Annotated in this window: 17 protein-coding genes and 2 pseudogenes; 7 read left to right on the forward strand and 12 right to left on the reverse strand. The window is 59.0% G+C overall.

Translation table 11 applies throughout. The features are described from left to right. Positions 1-210 precede the first annotated feature (210 nt). The 5 genes from ACWGPT_RS14000 to ACWGPT_RS14020 form a co-directional block, all read right to left on the reverse strand. Entirely contained in the window at positions 211-468 is a 258-nt protein-coding gene (locus ACWGPT_RS14000; protein WP_452606230.1) for a hypothetical protein, read from the reverse strand. 34 nt (positions 469-502) lie between these two features. Further along, positions 503-757 carry a DUF1488 domain-containing protein gene (locus ACWGPT_RS14005; RefSeq protein ID WP_452606412.1) on the reverse strand — a complete coding sequence of 85 codons (255 nt, stop codon included), beginning with the start codon at positions 755-757 and terminating at the stop codon, positions 503-505. Positions 758-1,306: 549 nt separating this feature from the next. Further along, positions 1,307-1,585 carry a hypothetical protein gene (locus tag ACWGPT_RS14010; RefSeq protein WP_452606231.1) on the reverse strand — a complete coding sequence of 93 codons (279 nt, stop codon included), beginning with the start codon at positions 1,583-1,585 and terminating at the stop codon, positions 1,307-1,309. Between the two features lie 131 nt (positions 1,586-1,716). Further along, a complete protein-coding gene (locus ACWGPT_RS14015; RefSeq protein ID WP_452606232.1) occupies positions 1,717-1,926 on the reverse strand; it encodes a cold-shock protein in 210 nt (69 codons plus the stop codon). 999 nt (positions 1,927-2,925) lie between these two features. Then, positions 2,926-3,843: an NADP-dependent oxidoreductase gene (locus ACWGPT_RS14020; protein WP_452606233.1), complete on the reverse strand. Its 918-nt coding sequence runs from the start codon at positions 3,841-3,843 to the stop codon at positions 2,926-2,928. 53 nt (positions 3,844-3,896) lie between these two features. On the opposite strand from ACWGPT_RS14020, the gene ACWGPT_RS14025 reads away from it, so the two are divergent. Further along, positions 3,897-4,691: an AraC family transcriptional regulator gene (locus ACWGPT_RS14025; RefSeq protein WP_452606413.1), complete on the forward strand. Its 795-nt coding sequence runs from the start codon at positions 3,897-3,899 to the stop codon at positions 4,689-4,691. Between the two features lie 180 nt (positions 4,692-4,871). Here the strand turns inward: ACWGPT_RS14025 and ACWGPT_RS14030 are convergent, their stop codons facing one another. Both ACWGPT_RS14030 and ACWGPT_RS14035 read right to left on the reverse strand, forming a co-directional pair. Beyond that, positions 4,872-5,909 carry a fatty acid desaturase gene (locus ACWGPT_RS14030; RefSeq protein WP_452606234.1) on the reverse strand — a complete coding sequence of 346 codons (1,038 nt, stop codon included), beginning with the start codon at positions 5,907-5,909 and terminating at the stop codon, positions 4,872-4,874. A 621-nt stretch (positions 5,910-6,530) separates the two neighbouring features. Further along, positions 6,531-6,772 (reverse strand): annotated as a pseudogene (locus ACWGPT_RS14035) (SulP family inorganic anion transporter); the annotation flags it as partial. Between the two features lie 14 nt (positions 6,773-6,786). Between ACWGPT_RS14035 and ACWGPT_RS14040 the strand changes: the two are divergent. The 3 genes and pseudogenes from ACWGPT_RS14040 to ACWGPT_RS14050 form a co-directional block, all read left to right on the forward strand. Next, positions 6,787-6,972, forward strand: a pseudogene (locus ACWGPT_RS14040) (GMC family oxidoreductase N-terminal domain-containing protein); the annotation flags it as partial. A gap of 382 nt (positions 6,973-7,354) precedes the next feature. Continuing rightward, positions 7,355-7,894, forward strand: a complete 540-nt coding sequence (locus ACWGPT_RS14045; RefSeq protein WP_452606235.1) for a GXWXG domain-containing protein — start codon at positions 7,355-7,357, stop codon at positions 7,892-7,894. Between the two features lie 245 nt (positions 7,895-8,139). After that, entirely contained in the window at positions 8,140-8,574 is a 435-nt protein-coding gene (locus tag ACWGPT_RS14050; RefSeq protein WP_452606236.1) for a hypothetical protein, read from the forward strand. Positions 8,575-8,580: 6 nt separating this feature from the next. Here ACWGPT_RS14050 and ACWGPT_RS14055 read toward each other — a convergent pair whose 3' ends face one another. The 3 genes from ACWGPT_RS14055 to ACWGPT_RS14065 form a co-directional block, all read right to left on the reverse strand. Further along, positions 8,581-8,838 carry a hypothetical protein gene (locus ACWGPT_RS14055; RefSeq protein ID WP_452606237.1) on the reverse strand — a complete coding sequence of 86 codons (258 nt, stop codon included), beginning with the start codon at positions 8,836-8,838 and terminating at the stop codon, positions 8,581-8,583. A 199-nt stretch (positions 8,839-9,037) separates the two neighbouring features. Further along, entirely contained in the window at positions 9,038-9,862 is an 825-nt protein-coding gene (locus ACWGPT_RS14060) for a manganese catalase family protein (protein ID WP_452606238.1), read from the reverse strand. A 622-nt stretch (positions 9,863-10,484) separates the two neighbouring features. After that, a complete protein-coding gene (locus ACWGPT_RS14065) occupies positions 10,485-11,432 on the reverse strand; it encodes an AraC family transcriptional regulator (protein WP_452606239.1) in 948 nt (315 codons plus the stop codon). Positions 11,433-11,528: 96 nt separating this feature from the next. On the opposite strand from ACWGPT_RS14065, the gene ACWGPT_RS14070 reads away from it, so the two are divergent. Further along, positions 11,529-12,284 carry an SDR family NAD(P)-dependent oxidoreductase gene (locus ACWGPT_RS14070; RefSeq protein ID WP_452606240.1) on the forward strand — a complete coding sequence of 252 codons (756 nt, stop codon included), beginning with the start codon at positions 11,529-11,531 and terminating at the stop codon, positions 12,282-12,284. Between the two features lie 217 nt (positions 12,285-12,501). Then, complete coding sequence (locus ACWGPT_RS14075) at positions 12,502-12,873, forward strand: DUF6766 family protein (RefSeq protein WP_452606241.1); 372 nt, start codon at positions 12,502-12,504, stop codon at positions 12,871-12,873. A 77-nt stretch (positions 12,874-12,950) separates the two neighbouring features. Here the strand turns inward: ACWGPT_RS14075 and ACWGPT_RS14080 are convergent, their stop codons facing one another. Both ACWGPT_RS14080 and ACWGPT_RS14085 read right to left on the reverse strand, forming a co-directional pair. Next, on the reverse strand, positions 12,951-13,481 hold the full coding sequence (locus tag ACWGPT_RS14080; RefSeq protein ID WP_452606242.1) for a DUF4142 domain-containing protein: 531 nt from the start codon (positions 13,479-13,481) through the stop codon (positions 12,951-12,953). A gap of 118 nt (positions 13,482-13,599) precedes the next feature. Further along, positions 13,600-14,400, reverse strand: a complete 801-nt coding sequence (locus ACWGPT_RS14085) for a DUF2243 domain-containing protein (protein WP_452606243.1) — start codon at positions 14,398-14,400, stop codon at positions 13,600-13,602. 919 nt (positions 14,401-15,319) lie between these two features. On the opposite strand from ACWGPT_RS14085, the gene ACWGPT_RS14090 reads away from it, so the two are divergent. Continuing rightward, a complete protein-coding gene (locus ACWGPT_RS14090) occupies positions 15,320-16,207 on the forward strand; it encodes a benzoate/H(+) symporter BenE family transporter (protein ID WP_452606414.1) in 888 nt (295 codons plus the stop codon). The last annotated feature ends 227 nt before the right edge of the window (positions 16,208-16,434 follow it).

Genomic DNA, 16,434 nt, shown 5'->3' on the forward strand with positions numbered 1-16,434 from the left:
CCGGCCAGCGCCGGGCAGGCCAAGCGCTGATCGTCTGTAGGAGGGGTCAATATTGGACGCCGATAAGGGGTCAATATTCCGCGCCGATTGACAGGCTTGTTGAGTCGCTTCATCGGTGAAAAGGTACCATCGGTCCCCATTCGGGCTGGAAGAGAACTGCTGAAGGTTGTTCATGAAACTGGTTCCTCAGGACGATTGGAGCCGCTCGAGCTATGAGGCCGACGACCGCGCTTGCTGATCATTGGCAAGCGCCTCATCGAGAGCGGTCTCTGTGACCGCGAAGGCTCTGGTGAATGCACCCGACGTCAACATGATCGTGAGCGTGCGGTGATAGCCTTCCCACATTACATCAAGAGGCTCCTCGACAATTTGAACATCGAATTCACCAGGCGGATGCGATTGTTCCATTCCCGGCAAAAGGAACGCGTTCTGGAAGCTGACCTTCCTGACGCTTGTCTTGATGTTCATGATTGTCTCCTGGGGCGACTTTGCTTTGCTGGAGTTAGCGTAGATCGGTAGCCGTCAGCGTGTAGCTCATGCCGCGCTTCCCGTCGTAGATCTTCATTGCGGTCTGCTGTATTTTTGACCGAGCGACGTCAAATGCACGCAAATAATCGTGTTCCGACAAACGCGTGGTCGAGAAAGCGCCAGTTTCGACGAAGAACCTCACCTCGAACATCCCGTCATAACCCGTAAAGCGAATGACGTTCCTGGCGTTATCGAAGCTTCGGCTTATGTTAGGAAAGCTAAGTGTCATCGTGCGCTCCATTTTCGGCTCTACGGTGAGCGGACAAGCCGCCAGGTACGCCCATCATCGTGGTGGTCGTGTGATTTCGTGCCGGATCAGGGGATAGGCGTCGGCATCGTACATGGCCTGCATCTGCGCCCCGTCGAACCTTGCTTCATCGACTTCCAGAACAGAGCCCCGAAGGAGTGCGACTGGGAGTTCTTCGATAGCAAAGCGCAGAGCCTCAGCTACAGTCTCAAAACGCCGATAGCGATGTCTGCTCCCTTTGTGTTTGCTCCGGCACGGATAGAAGCTCGCGCCATCCCTGTAGTTGAAATGGAGCCGGTGGCTCTGGTCGATCGCTGGTGTGCCTGAGGGCGTGCGCTGCGAGCCGCTGATCATGATGCAGACCCATCGGGTGTATCTACTTGACGGCTCGCAAAGCGATGCCGCCGCTCGGCCATTCGTGCTTCTCGTTTGCGAAGAGCCAGCTTGCCGCGAATGTCTTGGAGCTTTGCGGCATCTAAGCCTTGTTCATTGAGGCTACGCTTGAAGAGGCTTTCAGCGGCACGAAGTATTCTAGTGATCATGTTGGTTGCCTCCCGGGCTTAAGGCGAACAGGCCTTGCTGAATTGTCCGGCCCTCTAAGCGCGTCCGGATCAGAGCTGAGGCTGCGTTGACGCGGTCGTCCTCGTCCTTGGCCAGTCGGGCCTCACGCAGGCGCAGGGTTTTTGCCTCGCGTGCCTGCTTGACGAAATCCTCCTCTTCCGCCGCGCGGGCTTTCGCGAAGAACTGGCTTTGGATTTTGTTGAAGGCGCTTTCCGCCCGCTGACGGGGCTTGCTGAACGTCTGTGTCATGGAGTTGCCTTTCAGGCTTGGCCGTCGCAACGGTCCAAAAAGAAAAGGCCGGGCAGTTAGCCCGGCCTTGGTTGGTTCACGCTCTCGACAGTGCCAGTACATCCGTGGTCAAGGGAGAGCAGATACCGATATCAGGCGGACTGAATATTGCAGGCCGACATCTTGCCCGACTTGTTGTCGCGCTCGAGATCGTAGTTGAGCTTCTGTCCTTCGACGATGTCTCGCATTCCGGCACGCTCGACAGCCGAGATGTGCACGAACGCGTCAGCGCCGCCGTTGTCAGGCTGGATGAAGCCGAAACCCTTGGTGGAATTGAACCATTTAACTGTGCCAGTGGTCATGATGAACCCTTTCTTAGCATAAGTGATCGGCCAGAAAGTCGGTGACATCCTGGGGAGTGCAGCGATGTTTTTAAAGGAAAGGTTCGTTCAGGGCGCGGTGCCAATCGCGCAATAACCAAAGCTCAGCGAGAAAAAGATCGGTAAACTCAAAATAGTGATTTCTATCGGAAAGTCAACCACAAGTTTGAGGCCTCGTCCGATCGCAGCCGGAAAGCTGGCCTCCGTCGTCCAAGACCGCAGCGGCTTCGGGCAATCGTAGCCACGGATCGGGCGCTGCCGCTTCAGGGGCGTCCCCTAGCCCCAACGAAAGGAGGACGAGATGTCTTCCGACCCCCGATTTATCAAGAACCTCGTCAGCGTTAGCGGCTTTGGCTATCGTGAGAACATCCTTTCGGCGTGACGATCTCTTCTGCCGTCTCCCGTGGGAAGCTGGCCGTGCGCACACGGATAGTCCGCCTGAAGCATGAAGAGCGACTACAACCGCCTCCCACCTCGTGGGACTACGTAGCGCTGCCTTTCTGAATAACGGCGAGGTGCCGATGAACCACCAAACGTGAACGCCGGAGTACGCCCTGTATGCTCCCACGAGTTGTCGATCTGCGGGCACGGTTTCGCGAGTATCAGGCGTGGGAAGCAAGCTTGTGACGGCTTGCACCAATCGCTTGCTGCTGGCCACGCCAGCGAGCGACTTCGGATCAACGCGCTGTTGCCTGGAGGGACGGTTACCCCTGCGGGTGGAGAAGGCGACCCAGAAGCCTTGAAATTCGTGTCTGACCTCCACCTGATGAGAAGAATGGCGTCGGCATTGGAAAATGCTCAAGCCGCACTTCCTGCTCTCGGATCGGTCTCAGTTCATTACCGGTAGCCCCATGATTGTTGATGGGGCATGTCGGTTCGCCTCTTATAGTTCGTAAACCTGATGTCTCCGTTACGGAAGCTTCTGGGACCCAAGCGACCCAAGGCGGTCATCAGCAGAGTAGAGCCTCAAGAACACACAAGTCAGTCAGCAATGGCGAGAACGATCTTGCCCCGTGCGCGACCAGCTTCAGAAAGTGCGAGCGCTTGTCTGATCTCGGCCAAAGGCAGGACATTGTCGACATGTGCCACGACCTTGCCAGCTTCAGCCAGTTCCTTGATCGACCTCAGGTTAGGTCCGCTGGGCACGGTAAAGGATCGCTTCACGCTGACCCCGAAGCGCTCGGCTTCGTTGTTGGGAAAGGCCACCACGGTAACTATGCGTCCACCCTTCTTCAGTGTCTTGAAGGCTCGCTGGAATGTCTCGCCGCCCATCGTATCTAACACGAGATCAATGTCACCTACCGCGTCTTCGAAGGGTTGACTCGTGTAGTCAACGAAATCGTCAGCACCGAGATCACGCACGAACTGCTCGTTGCGGCCCGAGGCTACCGCGGTGACATGGGCTCCTTTGGCCTTCGCGAACTGCACGGCCAACGAACCCACGCCGCCCGAGCTATTGGTCACCAGGAGACGTTGCCCGGCAGATAGTTCACCTTCATCGAAAAGCGCCTGCCATGCCGTTGAACCCGCCAGCGGAAACGCCGCCGCTTGGATGGGGTCCATATTGGCGGGTACATGCACAACGTTCGCTGCTTTTGCGATTGCATATTCTGCAAACGCACCGGTGTGAACCATCCCGAAAACAGTGTCACCTGGCTGCACGCTATTGACGTCAGTGCCGACCGCTTCGATCGTGCCGACGAGCTCCCCTCCAAGGAGGATCGGCAGGGTCATCCCCATGCGCTGCCCCATGCCACCACGAATTTTCCAGTCAATTGGATTAACGCCTGCGGCATGGACTCTTATCAGAACCTCGCCAGCCCCAGGCACTGGTGCGTCAACATCAGAAATGTCCACAACATCGTTGGATCCATATTCGCGAATTACCGCGGCTCTCATTGGAATTCTCCCAAACCTTGATCCAATTCACGGTATAGAAGTAGTTGTTCGATGTGACGCCAACCTGCATCGCCGACAGGCCATTTCTCATGCAACAACCTTTTGCTGCTCGCCGTGTTGCGAAGCCAAGTGGTTCCGCCTTACCGTTGCACACCCACACTGAAGCGCAGCTGACCTTTGCTGCGTCAGGCATGATCCAACTCCATACGGAGGAAGGGGTCTGGCTGGTGCCTCCTCAGCGTGCGGCGTGGGTTCCGGCAGGTGTTCCGCATCGCCTGGATATCATAACGGACGCCGAACTCTGGATGGTGCATTGGCAGGCATCAGCAATCGCAGAATGGACGCCTGCAGGCTTTCCTGATCATGCTTTCGCATCGAGGGTCACCCCTTTGATGCACTCCCTGCTGGCTGCGGCCGTTGACGATGATACTCGGGCGGACAAGGCGGAGCTCGTGGTGCGGTTGATACTCCTGGAACTGTGCGCCGTGTCAGATGCACCAACCTACCTTCCCTTACCCAAACATCCTGTGGCAAAGCGGGTCGCCGAAATTGCTCTGGGCGATCATCGCAATCTCATGGACCTCGCCGAGATTGCATCGCGAGCCGCAACGTCCATTCGTACCGCAAGCCGACTGTTCCCCCGGGAAACAGGAATGACGATTAAGGCTTGGAGGCAACGAGCGCGGATCGTGCGAGCCATGGAGAAACTTGCCCAAGGGAAGGCGATTGCTAATGTGGCGAATGACACAGGCTTCTCCAGCACCGCCGCGTTTTCCTGCGCGTTCAGACAAGTGACGGGAACCACGCCCAGCGCGTTCGTCGGGGAACCCCAAAACCACGATCGCTGAGGTAGGCCTCTGGCAATGTCGCTGCTGCATGACTGCTCTCGGCCCATAGCGAACGTGTACTGCTAGAGCCAGCGGTATAACTCGTGCCACGCGGCGTCCTCACAGCAATGCACTTCCTCACCTGAACGACCAGGCGCAGGCTAACGGGCAGCTTCCTTCGACCGGCGCTGTCGATGCCTGTCAGGCTCGGCGTCCGCGGATGTCACGAAAACGAACTAGCCTTGCGCGTTCCTCGTCCCATAGAACAAGCCTCACACAGCGCAGGCTATCCCTAAGGCTTACCCGTCCAATGGCGGCGAGTTCCGGGTGTTGGTGTAGGACCTCGGGTAGCCTGTAGAAAGGAATGCGGCTTGATAAGTGGTGCACGTGGTGAATCCCGATGTTGCCTGTAAGCCATCTCAACACCAGCGGCAGATCATAATGCGAAGCGCCGTGAAGGGCTGCGCCGGGGAAATGCCAATTGTCATCCTTCGCCCAGTGCGTGTCCTCAAACTGATGCTGGACGTAAAACAGCCAGACGCCTGCCGCCCCTGCCAGCAGCACGATTGGGAGGTGGGTTGCCAGGAAGGGCCCGATTCCGATGGCCCATGCCGATATGATGACAAGAAGAGCGACGGCGAGATTGGTCGCCATGGTTGAGACCCAAGGCAGTGCGCCAGAGCGCATCATCCCGAATGGTAGTCGTTGCTTCAAGAGGAAGACCCATATTGGCCCGATCCCGAACATCACCAGTGGGTGCCGGTAAAGTCGGTAAGCTAGTCGGCGCAAGCGCGACAGCGCACGATATTCCGCTACCGTAAGCGTTGTGATGTCGCCAATCCCGCGTTCGTCCAGGTTCCCAGCCGAGGCATGATGGATGGCGTGGGCGCGACGCCAGTAGTCGTAGGGCGTGAGGGTCAAGACGCCGAGAACGCGTCCAGTCCAGTCGTCCAGGCTCCGACGAGCAAAGAAGGACCCGTGTCCGCAATCGTGCTGGATTGTGAACAGCCGCAACAGGAAGGCTGATGCGGCCGGAACCACAAGAATGAGGCCGAGCCAGACTTTATGAGTGATGCAGAAGTAAGCAAGCACCCACAAGATGGCGAAAGGGAAGGCTGTGACAAGTAGCTCGAAGGTGCTACGGCGCACTTGAGGCTGCCGATATCGAGACAGCGTCTTCATCCAGGCGGAGGCATCGAGGTCGGTCGGCCTCGACGATTGACGGACGGCAATATTCATCAGCGGAAGTCTATTTCTGTTTCTTGCCGAGGCTCAGCGAATCGCTGGCACCTTTAACCTGACTGCCAAAAGCCGGGGGTGTTACCGCCAGACCCTTTTCCTTCTTCGGCTTGCGAGCCTCGCGATTGCTTCTTAGTTGGCCTTTGGCCATGGTAATTCTTTCTGTTGAATAGATGGGTAAACCGCAAACCATCCGTACGCACGGAGTATGCATTTGAATCACGGTTAGGGATTTGTCGTTCCCGCTCCACCGCCACTAAGAGAGGACGCGTCGCGCAGTCCTGCGACGATTGGCAGAGGTTGGAACAGCATCTGAGGCTCCAAGCGTATCATCCGGCATCGCAAGGCGAGTGTCGCAGGGGCAGTTTCAGAGGAGACTGCTATGCCTGACAGGATGTTCTCGCGATAGCCAAAGCCGCTAACGCTGACGAGGTTTCGTTCTAGTCGGAGGTAGGAAGACATGGTGTCCTCCTTTCATTGGGGCCAGGGGATGGCCCTGAAGCGGCAGCGCCCGTACAATGGCTACCGAAGACTTGACAGTATACCCGGCGGGCGTCGTGCGCAATGATTAAGGGCATGATCCAGCGCGAGGCACAGAGGCACCAGCTTCCCGTCTCCGGTGATCAGTATGACGCTGTCCCGGGGGACATTCGTCAGCTCCGGCAGTTGCGCCATGAAGATCAGGATGGCCAGCTCGTTGACGAAGCCGGTCATCACCGATTTAGACACGAAGCGCATCAGGTAGGCGAGCTTCCGCAAGCCCGCGACGATCTGCAGATGCCTTCAAGAACGGTCGCTGCCAAGAGGTACTCAAGCCCGTGGTCGCGCACGAGCGTCACCATCAGGGCCGCCATCGCGGCGGTGCCCCGCTTCGTCTTTGCGTGCGCGAGGTGGTCCGCTGCCAGTCACTGAAGTCAAGGAACGCCCGCTAATCGCCGAAGCGTTCATCTCTGCGGCGGAGAGCGCGGGCTACGAACGCAGTGCCGACTATAACGGAGATCGTCAGGACGGCTTCGGCTACTATCAGGTGAACCAACGACGTGGCCGTAGGGTGAGCGCGGCTGCGAACCAGCGACGACACTGGCGGCATATCGGCAGGCTGGTCGAGACTATCCAGCCGGCCGAGTGCGAAAACTATTTTGCCAATGCAGGGTGGTTCCGTCAAAAGGCGAAACGCTCTAGATCACCGAGCGCGGCTACCCCGTAGCGGAGGTTTCGCAGCGGCTCGGGGTCAGCCAGCATTCGCTCTATGAGCGCGTGCGGAAAACATAGACCCGAGGGCCTCTACGAAACTCGGGGCTATTCAGTACTGGCAGTCGCAGAGAAGCCGGTCTGCCAGTCATTCGTCAGTGAAGGAACAAAACGAGGAGCCCGTCATTCCACCGAATTCCCTTGCCTACGTCGGTACTGTATCAGGCAGGTCATTGTCCGGAAGGAGCCCGCACGTGAAGCAAAGCACGCTGCAAGCGACCTTGCAGGCCGAGGTTGCTCGATGGTTTCATTCACTTGATCCAGTGCGGCCAGAAGAGATGATAGGGATCTGGAAGGGCGTCGGTCACCGCTCCGGACATCCTCTCGACGGGGTGCTGGAGAACCTGCACTGGTTCGGGAAGCGGTTTAATACCGATTTGCGTGCAGACGCCCTTCTGTTCGAGGGAGAACACGGCCGTCTGGTTCCGATTGATCCCAAGTTCTTCCCTATAAGGCTCGCAATCAGGTTTGCTGCGTTCGGCCGGTCAACCCCCGCACGCAATCTGTTCTCGCACGTCAAGCCCCGGGTCCGCGCACGAGGAACGACAGCGACTTTGCGGAGGTTGGTGAACGACGGCGTGATGACCGCGGCAATGGTCTACGACCGGCAGCCCATCGCCGATTACTTTCGTCGCGTGAACGAGCACGAGATCGCCGGAATGATGGTCGTCACGCATGACCCCCGTAGGTACTACTTCCGACTGACGAGGGTTGAGGCCGGAGCCGGCGAATGAAGAGACTGGCTCAAGAGTCATCCGCGGGTACGCAGCCAGAGGTGTCGTTCGAGGAAGTCGAACTTGGGATCCAGACGGACAGGATTCGCGAAGAGCTTCGCATCCAGCGGTATCGGGCGGGATAGGCGAGGCGATCGGTTGAGCATCAAGTTGTTCATTTTTTCCCGATAGCAGATCACCTGCGGTGACTTTTTTGTTGTGGGTGAGTTATCGGTAGGCTGATGTCCGCTTAACAGGGACTGCAAATGGGGAAAACCCGCGCGAAATTTACTCTGGCCGCTTGCCTCCTCCTCTTTCAAAGCGCGGCCAAGGCCGAAGTTGTCGAGGTGGAGAGCTTCGGCTTCCCTTACGCTCCCGGGCGCTTCGAGAGGTTCACCGATGTCATGTCTTCGGAGCTTGGTGCCGCCACGACCGCTGCGATCAAGGAGCGCTATCCATCAATCCAGAACATCCAGCTTTTCTGCACTGGCCTCTCCGGCCCGCGCCTGGCCTACATCGACGGCGTTTTTTTCGCACTGAACGAGAAAGCAGGCAGGCAGGGCGCGTACGTAACGACGGAGGCAGGTCGTGCCGATGTGCTTGATATCGACAAACCGCCTTCACCGCTGGCGGGTGACTTCCTGACCATCCTGGCCTTGACAAGGGACGCAGGCGCAGCTTGCCAGACCCTGTTTCGATAGATCCGATTAGTCGTTCGGATACTCGATCCTCTGACGGCTCACCAGTTTCAATGAGCGGTCCGGCTGGATGATATATCGCTCACCCCACTCCTGACCGAACTGGTCGCGGAATCGGTTTGTCACTGTGCTGCCGATCGGCGCCTTGGTCAGGCGCGTGGCTGGCTGGCCACCATAAGTGATGCTGCCGGGAACTGGTTCGAGCGGCGAGACGCTGCATCCGCCCAAAGCAAGGGCCAGCATTGTTGGTACAAGGACGCGTAGCATGTGATGCTCCTGTATCAGAGGCCGCTCAACTTGTGACGGTCGCGTCGGTTCCGAAGTTTGGCAGTAACGACGTGGCGTCAGCTACACCAATCGATCTTCTTTCCCTTCCGCCATTCCCTGGCGAAGCCCTCCCTCCGGGGATTCAAGTTGGGGACGCGGACGGAGCCGTACGTCCGCATCCCCCGCGCAGTCTGGCTGCCTACATCTGTTCCTTCTGGGCGCCGCTCTTTGGCTTTGCCGGGCCGAGGACCGGCTTTTCGCCGAGGGGCGCCATGGGCGTTGCCTTGAACTCGCCCTTTCCGTCGATCGAATTTCCTTCCGCCCAGCGGCCGGGGGCCGGGTTTTCGTCGCCGAGGGTGAAGCCGAGGAAGGCGTAGCTGAAGTCCTGCTTTTCCTCTTCCTGGGGGAAGCTGTTCGGGATCGGGAAGACGCTGCCTGCACCGCCCAACTCCTCCAGCGCCGCCATCCACTGGTTCTGGTGCATGGTGTCGCGGGCGATGAGGTAGGAGAGCATGTCCTTCATGCCTGGATCGCTTGTCATGTTGTAGAGGCGAACGGCGAGCACCCGCCCGGTCGATTCCGCCGCGACGTTGGCGGTCATATCCGCGGCGATGTTGCCACTCGCATAGATGTGCGACATGTCGAAGGGAACTCCATCGGAATCCACCGGCATGGCTGAGAGCCCCGCCGAGAGGAGGTTCTTCAGGTTGAGCCCGCCTAGTACCGCGCCGCCGACCGGGTCGGCCGCGACTTCCTCCTTCAGGCTCAGCGGCGCGCCTTCAAGGTTCATGGCCACGGCGGTCGCCAGCATCTCGATATGGCCGAGTTCCTCGGCTGCCGTGTTCATCAGCAGATCGCGGAACTTGGGATTGCCGCGGGCGCCGCATGCCTGGAAGAAGTACTGCATGGCAACGCGGATTTCGCCCTCGACGCCGCCGATTGCCTGCTGGAGCGCACGTGCGAACATCGGATCTGGGGTCTCGACACGCACCGGGTACTGCAGCTTGCCGTCGGTATAGAACATGCTTGTCTCCTTTTTGTTGGGAACGGGGTGCCGAACATGAGGAGGCTGCGAAGGTTCCTGGATAATTCGAGCCGCGCACCCAGCCGAAGCGCTAAGGCCCGGGCCAGGGCGGGCGGGGCGGGCAGACGAGAAGGCTCATCCACTCGTGAGGGCTCGTTCACAGAACTTGACTCGACATCACATCTTGTGAGGGTAGTATTAGGCATCGCTCGGCACATCTTTGAGGGCGCTGACGCTAGGATGTTGGCAGTTCTCGCCCCAAGCATTGGGAGTAACCCGATGAACATTGAGCTACCCGACGCCCGATTTGCAGGCGTCCTTTTTCCGGAAGACCTAGCTCGAATGAGCGTCGCTGTGAGGGACGCGCTCCAGCGTTTGGCGTCCGATGGGGTCGCAATCGAGAGCGAACTCGTTGCTCGTATCATTCTCAAATTTTACAGGCGCGGCCTGGTCGACACAGACAAGCTCGCAGATGTGGCCGTATTGGTCGGGCACTCAAAGCTCTTCCGGCATTCCTGCTGAGCAGGTACGGACCAAGAACCGGTGGCGTAGGTTTCTGTTGGGCGAGCGACCCTGCTTCTGCAGGGCGGCGGTTAGGTCGGCCCCACTGCCGGCGCTTCGGTCAGGCGATGGCCCCTTCAAACTCCTCTGCCCCAACACCGGGGAACGCGTCAGCGCTTTCGCGTGCGTAGCGTGCTGGCGAAACCCCTACGGCGCGAGTAAATGCAACACTGAAAGCGCTAGCGGAGCCATACCCCACCTGTCGTGCGATTTCTCCCACACTGGCCTCTCGCTTGCGCAGCAGGTCTTTCGCTAAAGCCAGCCGCCAAGATGTAAGGTATTCCATAGGGGCCATGCCGACCACGGTTAGGAACCGCTCATGGAAACCCGATCGTGACAAGGCCGCCTCCCGGGCCAGTTCGGCTACGGTCCAGTTGCGGTTCGGCCGTGCATGCATGGCTCTTATCGCCATCGACAGGCGTTCGTCCGACAGGCCCCGCAGGAGGCCGGGCGAACTGCCGGGTTCGGCTGTTGTTCGCAAAGCCTCGAACAGCAAGACCTCAAGCAGATGTTGTAACACGACCTCCCGTCCTGGCTTATTCCCGATGACCTCCTCACCTAGCAATTCCATCAGCATGGCCAAGCGTCGTTCGCCACGCACAATGACCAGTTTTGGGAGCAGGGAGGATAGCAGGGTGGCGTCGTGGGACTGGAAGATGCAGTAGCCGACCAGTGCCCGCATATCGATTGGACCGCTGACGCTGCCCACGCGATATCCGCCTCCGGGCAGGATGACGGGATCCACCACCATGTCGCTGTCGCTGCTCGGGACCTCGCTGAACATCATGAAATCCTGCGCGGAGGGGATGAGGATGAAGTCACCTGCATTTACGTCAACTTCGCCGCTTTCGTGATCCCAATACCGGAGGCTTCCCCTGAGCACCGCGGCGTAATAGGGGTTCGGTGACTGAGTGCGTCGCACTCGCCAAGGGCCCGAGCCGGTGACGCATTTGGAGAACGGCACGCCCGGTTGGAGCAAGCTGACGATTTGCGCTAGTGGGTCTGCCATTCTGGACTCTCGCGAAATTTTCGTGGATGTTTAAATATAGAACGTTCAGAAGCCTGTCACTATCTCCTGTTGGCACAATAACAACAGGATCCAATCATGGCCTCAAACTCTCGCATCGCCCTCGTCACCGGCGCCAATCAAGGCATCGGCTTTCAGATCGCAACGGACCTCGCCGCCAACGGTCTCACAGTCCTGCTGGGCTCGCGCAGCCTCGAACGCGGCAAGGCGGCCGCGCAAGACATATCTGGTGACGTTCACCCCATCCAGATTGACGTGACGGACGCAGCTTCGATTGATGCCGCCGTTGCGCAAGTTGAACAGCAGTTTGGTCGTCTGGACATCCTCATCAACAATGCCGCGATTTCCCGGGCGAACGGGGAGGCAACGGAGACGATGGAGAACTATATTCAACGCTCGCGAGCAACCCTTATCTCGGTAGACGAGGTAAGGACGATTTGGGAGACCAATGTGTTCGGCGTCCTCTCCGTTACTCAGGCCTTCTTACCCCTGCTGCGCAAGTCTGAAGATGCACGCGTCGTCAACGTATCGAGCAGCCTGGGCTCGCTGACCATCAACTCCACTCCCAATCCTTATCGGGCTGCATTCAACCCCGGGTATGGCGCTTCGAAAACAGCGCTCAACGCCATTACAGTGGCTTTTGCCATCGACTTGGAAGCCGAGGGTATAAAGGTGAATGCTGTAACCCCAGGCTTCACCAGCACTGCGCTGAACAATTACGAAGGTACCGAGACCGTCCAGCAAGGTGCTGCCGAAGCGGTCCGCGTCGCTCTCAGCGGCGATCCCACAACGGGTAGCTTCACGGGTTCGGTCAACGAAGCCTACCCGTGGTAGCCAGACGGAAGCCGCCGGCAATGATCCCGGCGGCCCACCTCGTGATGTCGCCCCAATCTATTTGCTCTAATCCGGGCGCGTCAGTTGGCGCATCGCCTGTCGTCGGGGCGGCAGCAGAAGACGGTGACCGACATCTTTCGCCGACGCGCCGCAAGAGCACCTTCTAGACGGGGAGTTTCTGCGCACTATCTCGACGGAGGGGGCTTCGGGAGGTCGTATGTTCAAAAGATACGCTTATGCCTGGATCACGCTGGGCTTCTTTCTTTTCTCCTTCGCCGGCCACTGGATCTTTGGATGGTTCGCATTCGTGAACGAGCAGATGGACCACGGGCGTACGCCGGAATTCGCGGCTTACCTTGCCGAAATGAGCAGGGATACGTTTGAGAACTGGCAGTCGGAGTTCCTGCAATTGCTTTGGCAGGTCGTGGGGCTGGCGTACTTCCTTTACATCGGCTCCCCGTCCTCCAAGGAGAGCAACGACAGGACTGAAGCGAAGCTCGACGCTCTGATCAGATTGAACGCCGGCGAGAAGGCCGACCAACTCATAGCCGAGATAGACAAGAAATTCATGCGTACGGATGGCCCGTAGCAATTCCCCGATCTAGATGCTTCGCGCCGCCAACCAGTCGAGCCCCACCTGGAGGGTGAGGCTCTCTTTCTCCTCGCCTAGTTGGCGTTGAGTTGCTCCACCATTTGCAGATGGTGTTCAAGGGCGGGTGCCGTCTTGGCAGCCCAGGCCTTCAGTTCCGCGTTGTCACCCTCTTCTCCGTAGCGTTTGAAGAGGTCCACGGCATCTTCATGGACGTCTTCTTGAGCTGACACGTAGGCCTCCACGAATTCATCCCCCTGAAGACCCCGCAGTTCCTCCAGAGTTTCCTGATGCTCCTCAGTCATGGAGGTCGGCAGTGTCGCCTGAACCTTGCCGCTCGTAACCAACTGTTTGAGTTCGTCAGAGGTCTTCTGATGATCTGCGAGCATCTGCTCGGCGAATGCCTTGACATTGCCCTGGGCACGCTCGGCGGCAAGCTTGCTGGATTCGATCTCGAACATATCGCCCGAGGCGGCTTCCAACACAAAGTCTTCGGTCTTGGGAGGCGTCCCCGTCACGGAATTCAGCCCGGTGGATTCGGCCGCCGACTGCGCGAATGCGGATGTGGCCATCAGAGTGATGAACGCGGTGGCAAGAAGCTGTTTCATGGTGATCTCCTTTTCGTGAGATCGACCCAACAGCCGACGAACGCGCTTGTTCCGATCGAGCCTCCGCTTCGTGGTGGCCCGATCGCTAGGCGAGCGCGGTGCTTCCGTGGCCCTAGGCTTAGGTCTCCGTCCAGTTGAGACAGCCGACTGGCAGGATGGAGTTGCTGACAAGAAGGGCACCATAGGCGTAGAACCTGCTCACATCGCCGCCCTCGGAGAGATCCACGGCCCACACCGTTCCGCCGGCATCCGACCACAAGAGGCGGCCGTTGGCTGCTGCCAGTCCGGCCATTGCTTCGGCGGGTGATACGCCAGGGCGGAACACCACTATCGCCGTGCCGTCATCCGGTGCCGGAAGCGCAGCCAAGGGGCCGGCGATGAGGATCGCCGCAACCAGAGCCGTGTGGGAATGGAAGCCGCGGCTTTTCTCAAAGCCCGTATCCCTCCGACGCAGCATCAAACCGACCGCTGCGGGCAGAACTCCAAAGAGGGCAAGCCAGAGCAAGTCCCAAAAGAGCGGGTTCTCGGCATCCATACGGATCCGGTGAATGCCGAGGATCCAATGCGAGAGAAGGCTGTCAAGGACATGCCATGCTCCGAAGCCTATCAGGGCATCGGCAAGCAGCGAACGATCGGCGCCGCGCAAAGCAAACTGCCCTCGGCTTCGCCAAAGGAGCCAAAGGCCGACTGCGGCGATCACATACATGAGCACGTGGAACAGCCCGTCTGTCATGATCAAGAAGCGGATATCCTTCCCTGCCTCCTGGAGGCCACTCAACAAATGATGCCACTGCAGCACCTGGTGCAGCAGAATGCCATCAAAGAAGCCCCCGAGCGCAAAGCCGAGCGCGTGGCCGGACCAATGGAAGGTGGAGGATAAAGTGGAGGGCGCGTCTAGTGGCCTGGCGGTCGTGCTCACGATGTTCTCCCGATCGTTCTACCGAAGGTCGGTAACCTGAGGCCGTCCAGAGAAGTTCCGCGTGGGGGAGATGGGCCGGGACAAACACGACCTAAGCGAAGCTCCCAAGGGCAGAGACGTTCCTTATCGCCGGCGATAACCCGGACAGCTCGAGGCGCACCCAATGTTGCGAACCGCCGCATCTGAAATCGTGATGCACCTTTTTCCGGCTTTGCGAGTTGGAGGGCGTGGAAGGAGACGGTGCAGTGACAGAGAGAACGGTAAAAGACGCTGATAAGCCTTTCATCGGAAACGACGGGCACCAGCGGTTCAAAGAAAGCGTGGATACCTCGCGGACGCCAGAGGAGGAGAGAGCGGACCCAGACCGCGGTAAAGCAGCAAGGCCGGACGGGACGGTAAAGTGAAGGTTGGCATTGCCTGCCGTAACGGCACGGCGGTGTCTCCGGGGCCGGGCCGTCTCTTACCGATTGCAGCGACGTTGTATTGGAGCCTCGACTCTTTCGTAGGTCGTGGCATCATCCTTCGGGGGGCTGGAGGATGGCCAAAGGCGGAAAGCTCGGCTGGGTGGTTGCAGGCATTCTATGCTTGGCGTGGCTTGGCTCGAACGATGATAAACAGCAAACGCGGCCGCCACAGTCCAATCCGAGCTTAAACCGACCGCAGGTACCGGCTTCTCCTATCCGGAGGCCTCCTCCGCCGCCACCGGTCACCCCGGCAGCGTCACCGTAAACAGCGCCTGTGATCCGGAAGCCGCTCCAATCTCCCGAGCGTCTATACACGACTGCAAATGTGCGACTAAGAGCTGGTCCCTCGACGGACGCGGCGATCGTGTGGACGGTACCGGCCGGGCGGCAGATCGAATCCTTGGGACAGGATAGTCACCGCGCTTGGTACAGCGCCGTTAATTGCTGGCGCCGCCATCCTCGCCTTCTTCGTATCGATGCGCGTGACCAAGACCATTCCGCCCGTACTCGCCGCTCTCGTCGCAGGCTTGATCGCAGCGTTCGCGACGGGAGCCGTCGGCGCCGGCGCCGCCAACATCGCCTTCGCCGCTCCTGAATTCACGATGCCGGTGTTCACCATCGATGCCTTCTTCGCGATAGCCGTCCCGTTTGCACTTCTGGTCATCGGAGCTGAGAATGCGCAGGCGACCGGCGTGCTAATGGCCGAAGGCTATCGGCCGCCGGTCAATGCGATGACTATCATTTCCGGCATCGGTGGCATCGCGGCAGGTCTTCTGGGCGGCCACAATGCCAATATTGCCGGCCCTATGACGGCGATATGCTCATCAGAACAGGCCGGCGAGAATAAGGAAGGGCGCTATGCCGCAACCGTCGTCAACGGCGTGCTCTTCGCCGCATTCGGCCTCGTGGCTGGCGCAGCTGTTCCCGTTGTGCTCAGCCTCCCCTCGGCTCTCATCGGCACGGTGGCAGGTCTTGCCATGATCGGGGTGCTGCTGTCCGCCTTCCAGAACGCCTTCGGCAAGTCGCTCGGCAACCAGACCGGCGCCTTCGTGGCGCTCGCCGTCCGCCATGTCGAACGTCTCGCTCCTCGGCATCAGCGCCCCCTTCTGGGCCCTGGTCGCCGGCGTGGTCGTCTCGGCCCTGGTCGAAGCCGGAAATCTCGGGGAGAGACAGGCCGCGTAAGCGCGGGTTACCATTTACCGATGTCGGTACCAAAGTCGCTCCCGTTGCGGATCTATTCGGTCGGAACGGGAGCGGCTATTGTCGCTGCCTTCTCAGCTTACGCGCTTCAATCCGAGGTTCGAGAGCGGAAATTATTGCCGTTCGACCGCCCGGTTGACTAAGACCCAAAGCCAGGGCACAAAGGCGGCATCCACGGTCGATCGCGATGGGAAAACAGAGGGAGTTTCAAGGCTTTTCTTCTAAGCTATTGAAATAATGTGAGAATCCAAGGTCGCTAGGCAAGTCATTTTGGAACGATTTTTCGATCTAAATTGGCGATCATCTCCCCCTCGGAAAAGTGGCGTCTTCTCAATACGTTGGGCGATCTCGGCCGCACCTCCTTGGGCCA

The sequence above is a fragment of the Pseudorhizobium sp. NPDC055634 genome, from assembly GCF_053618655.1.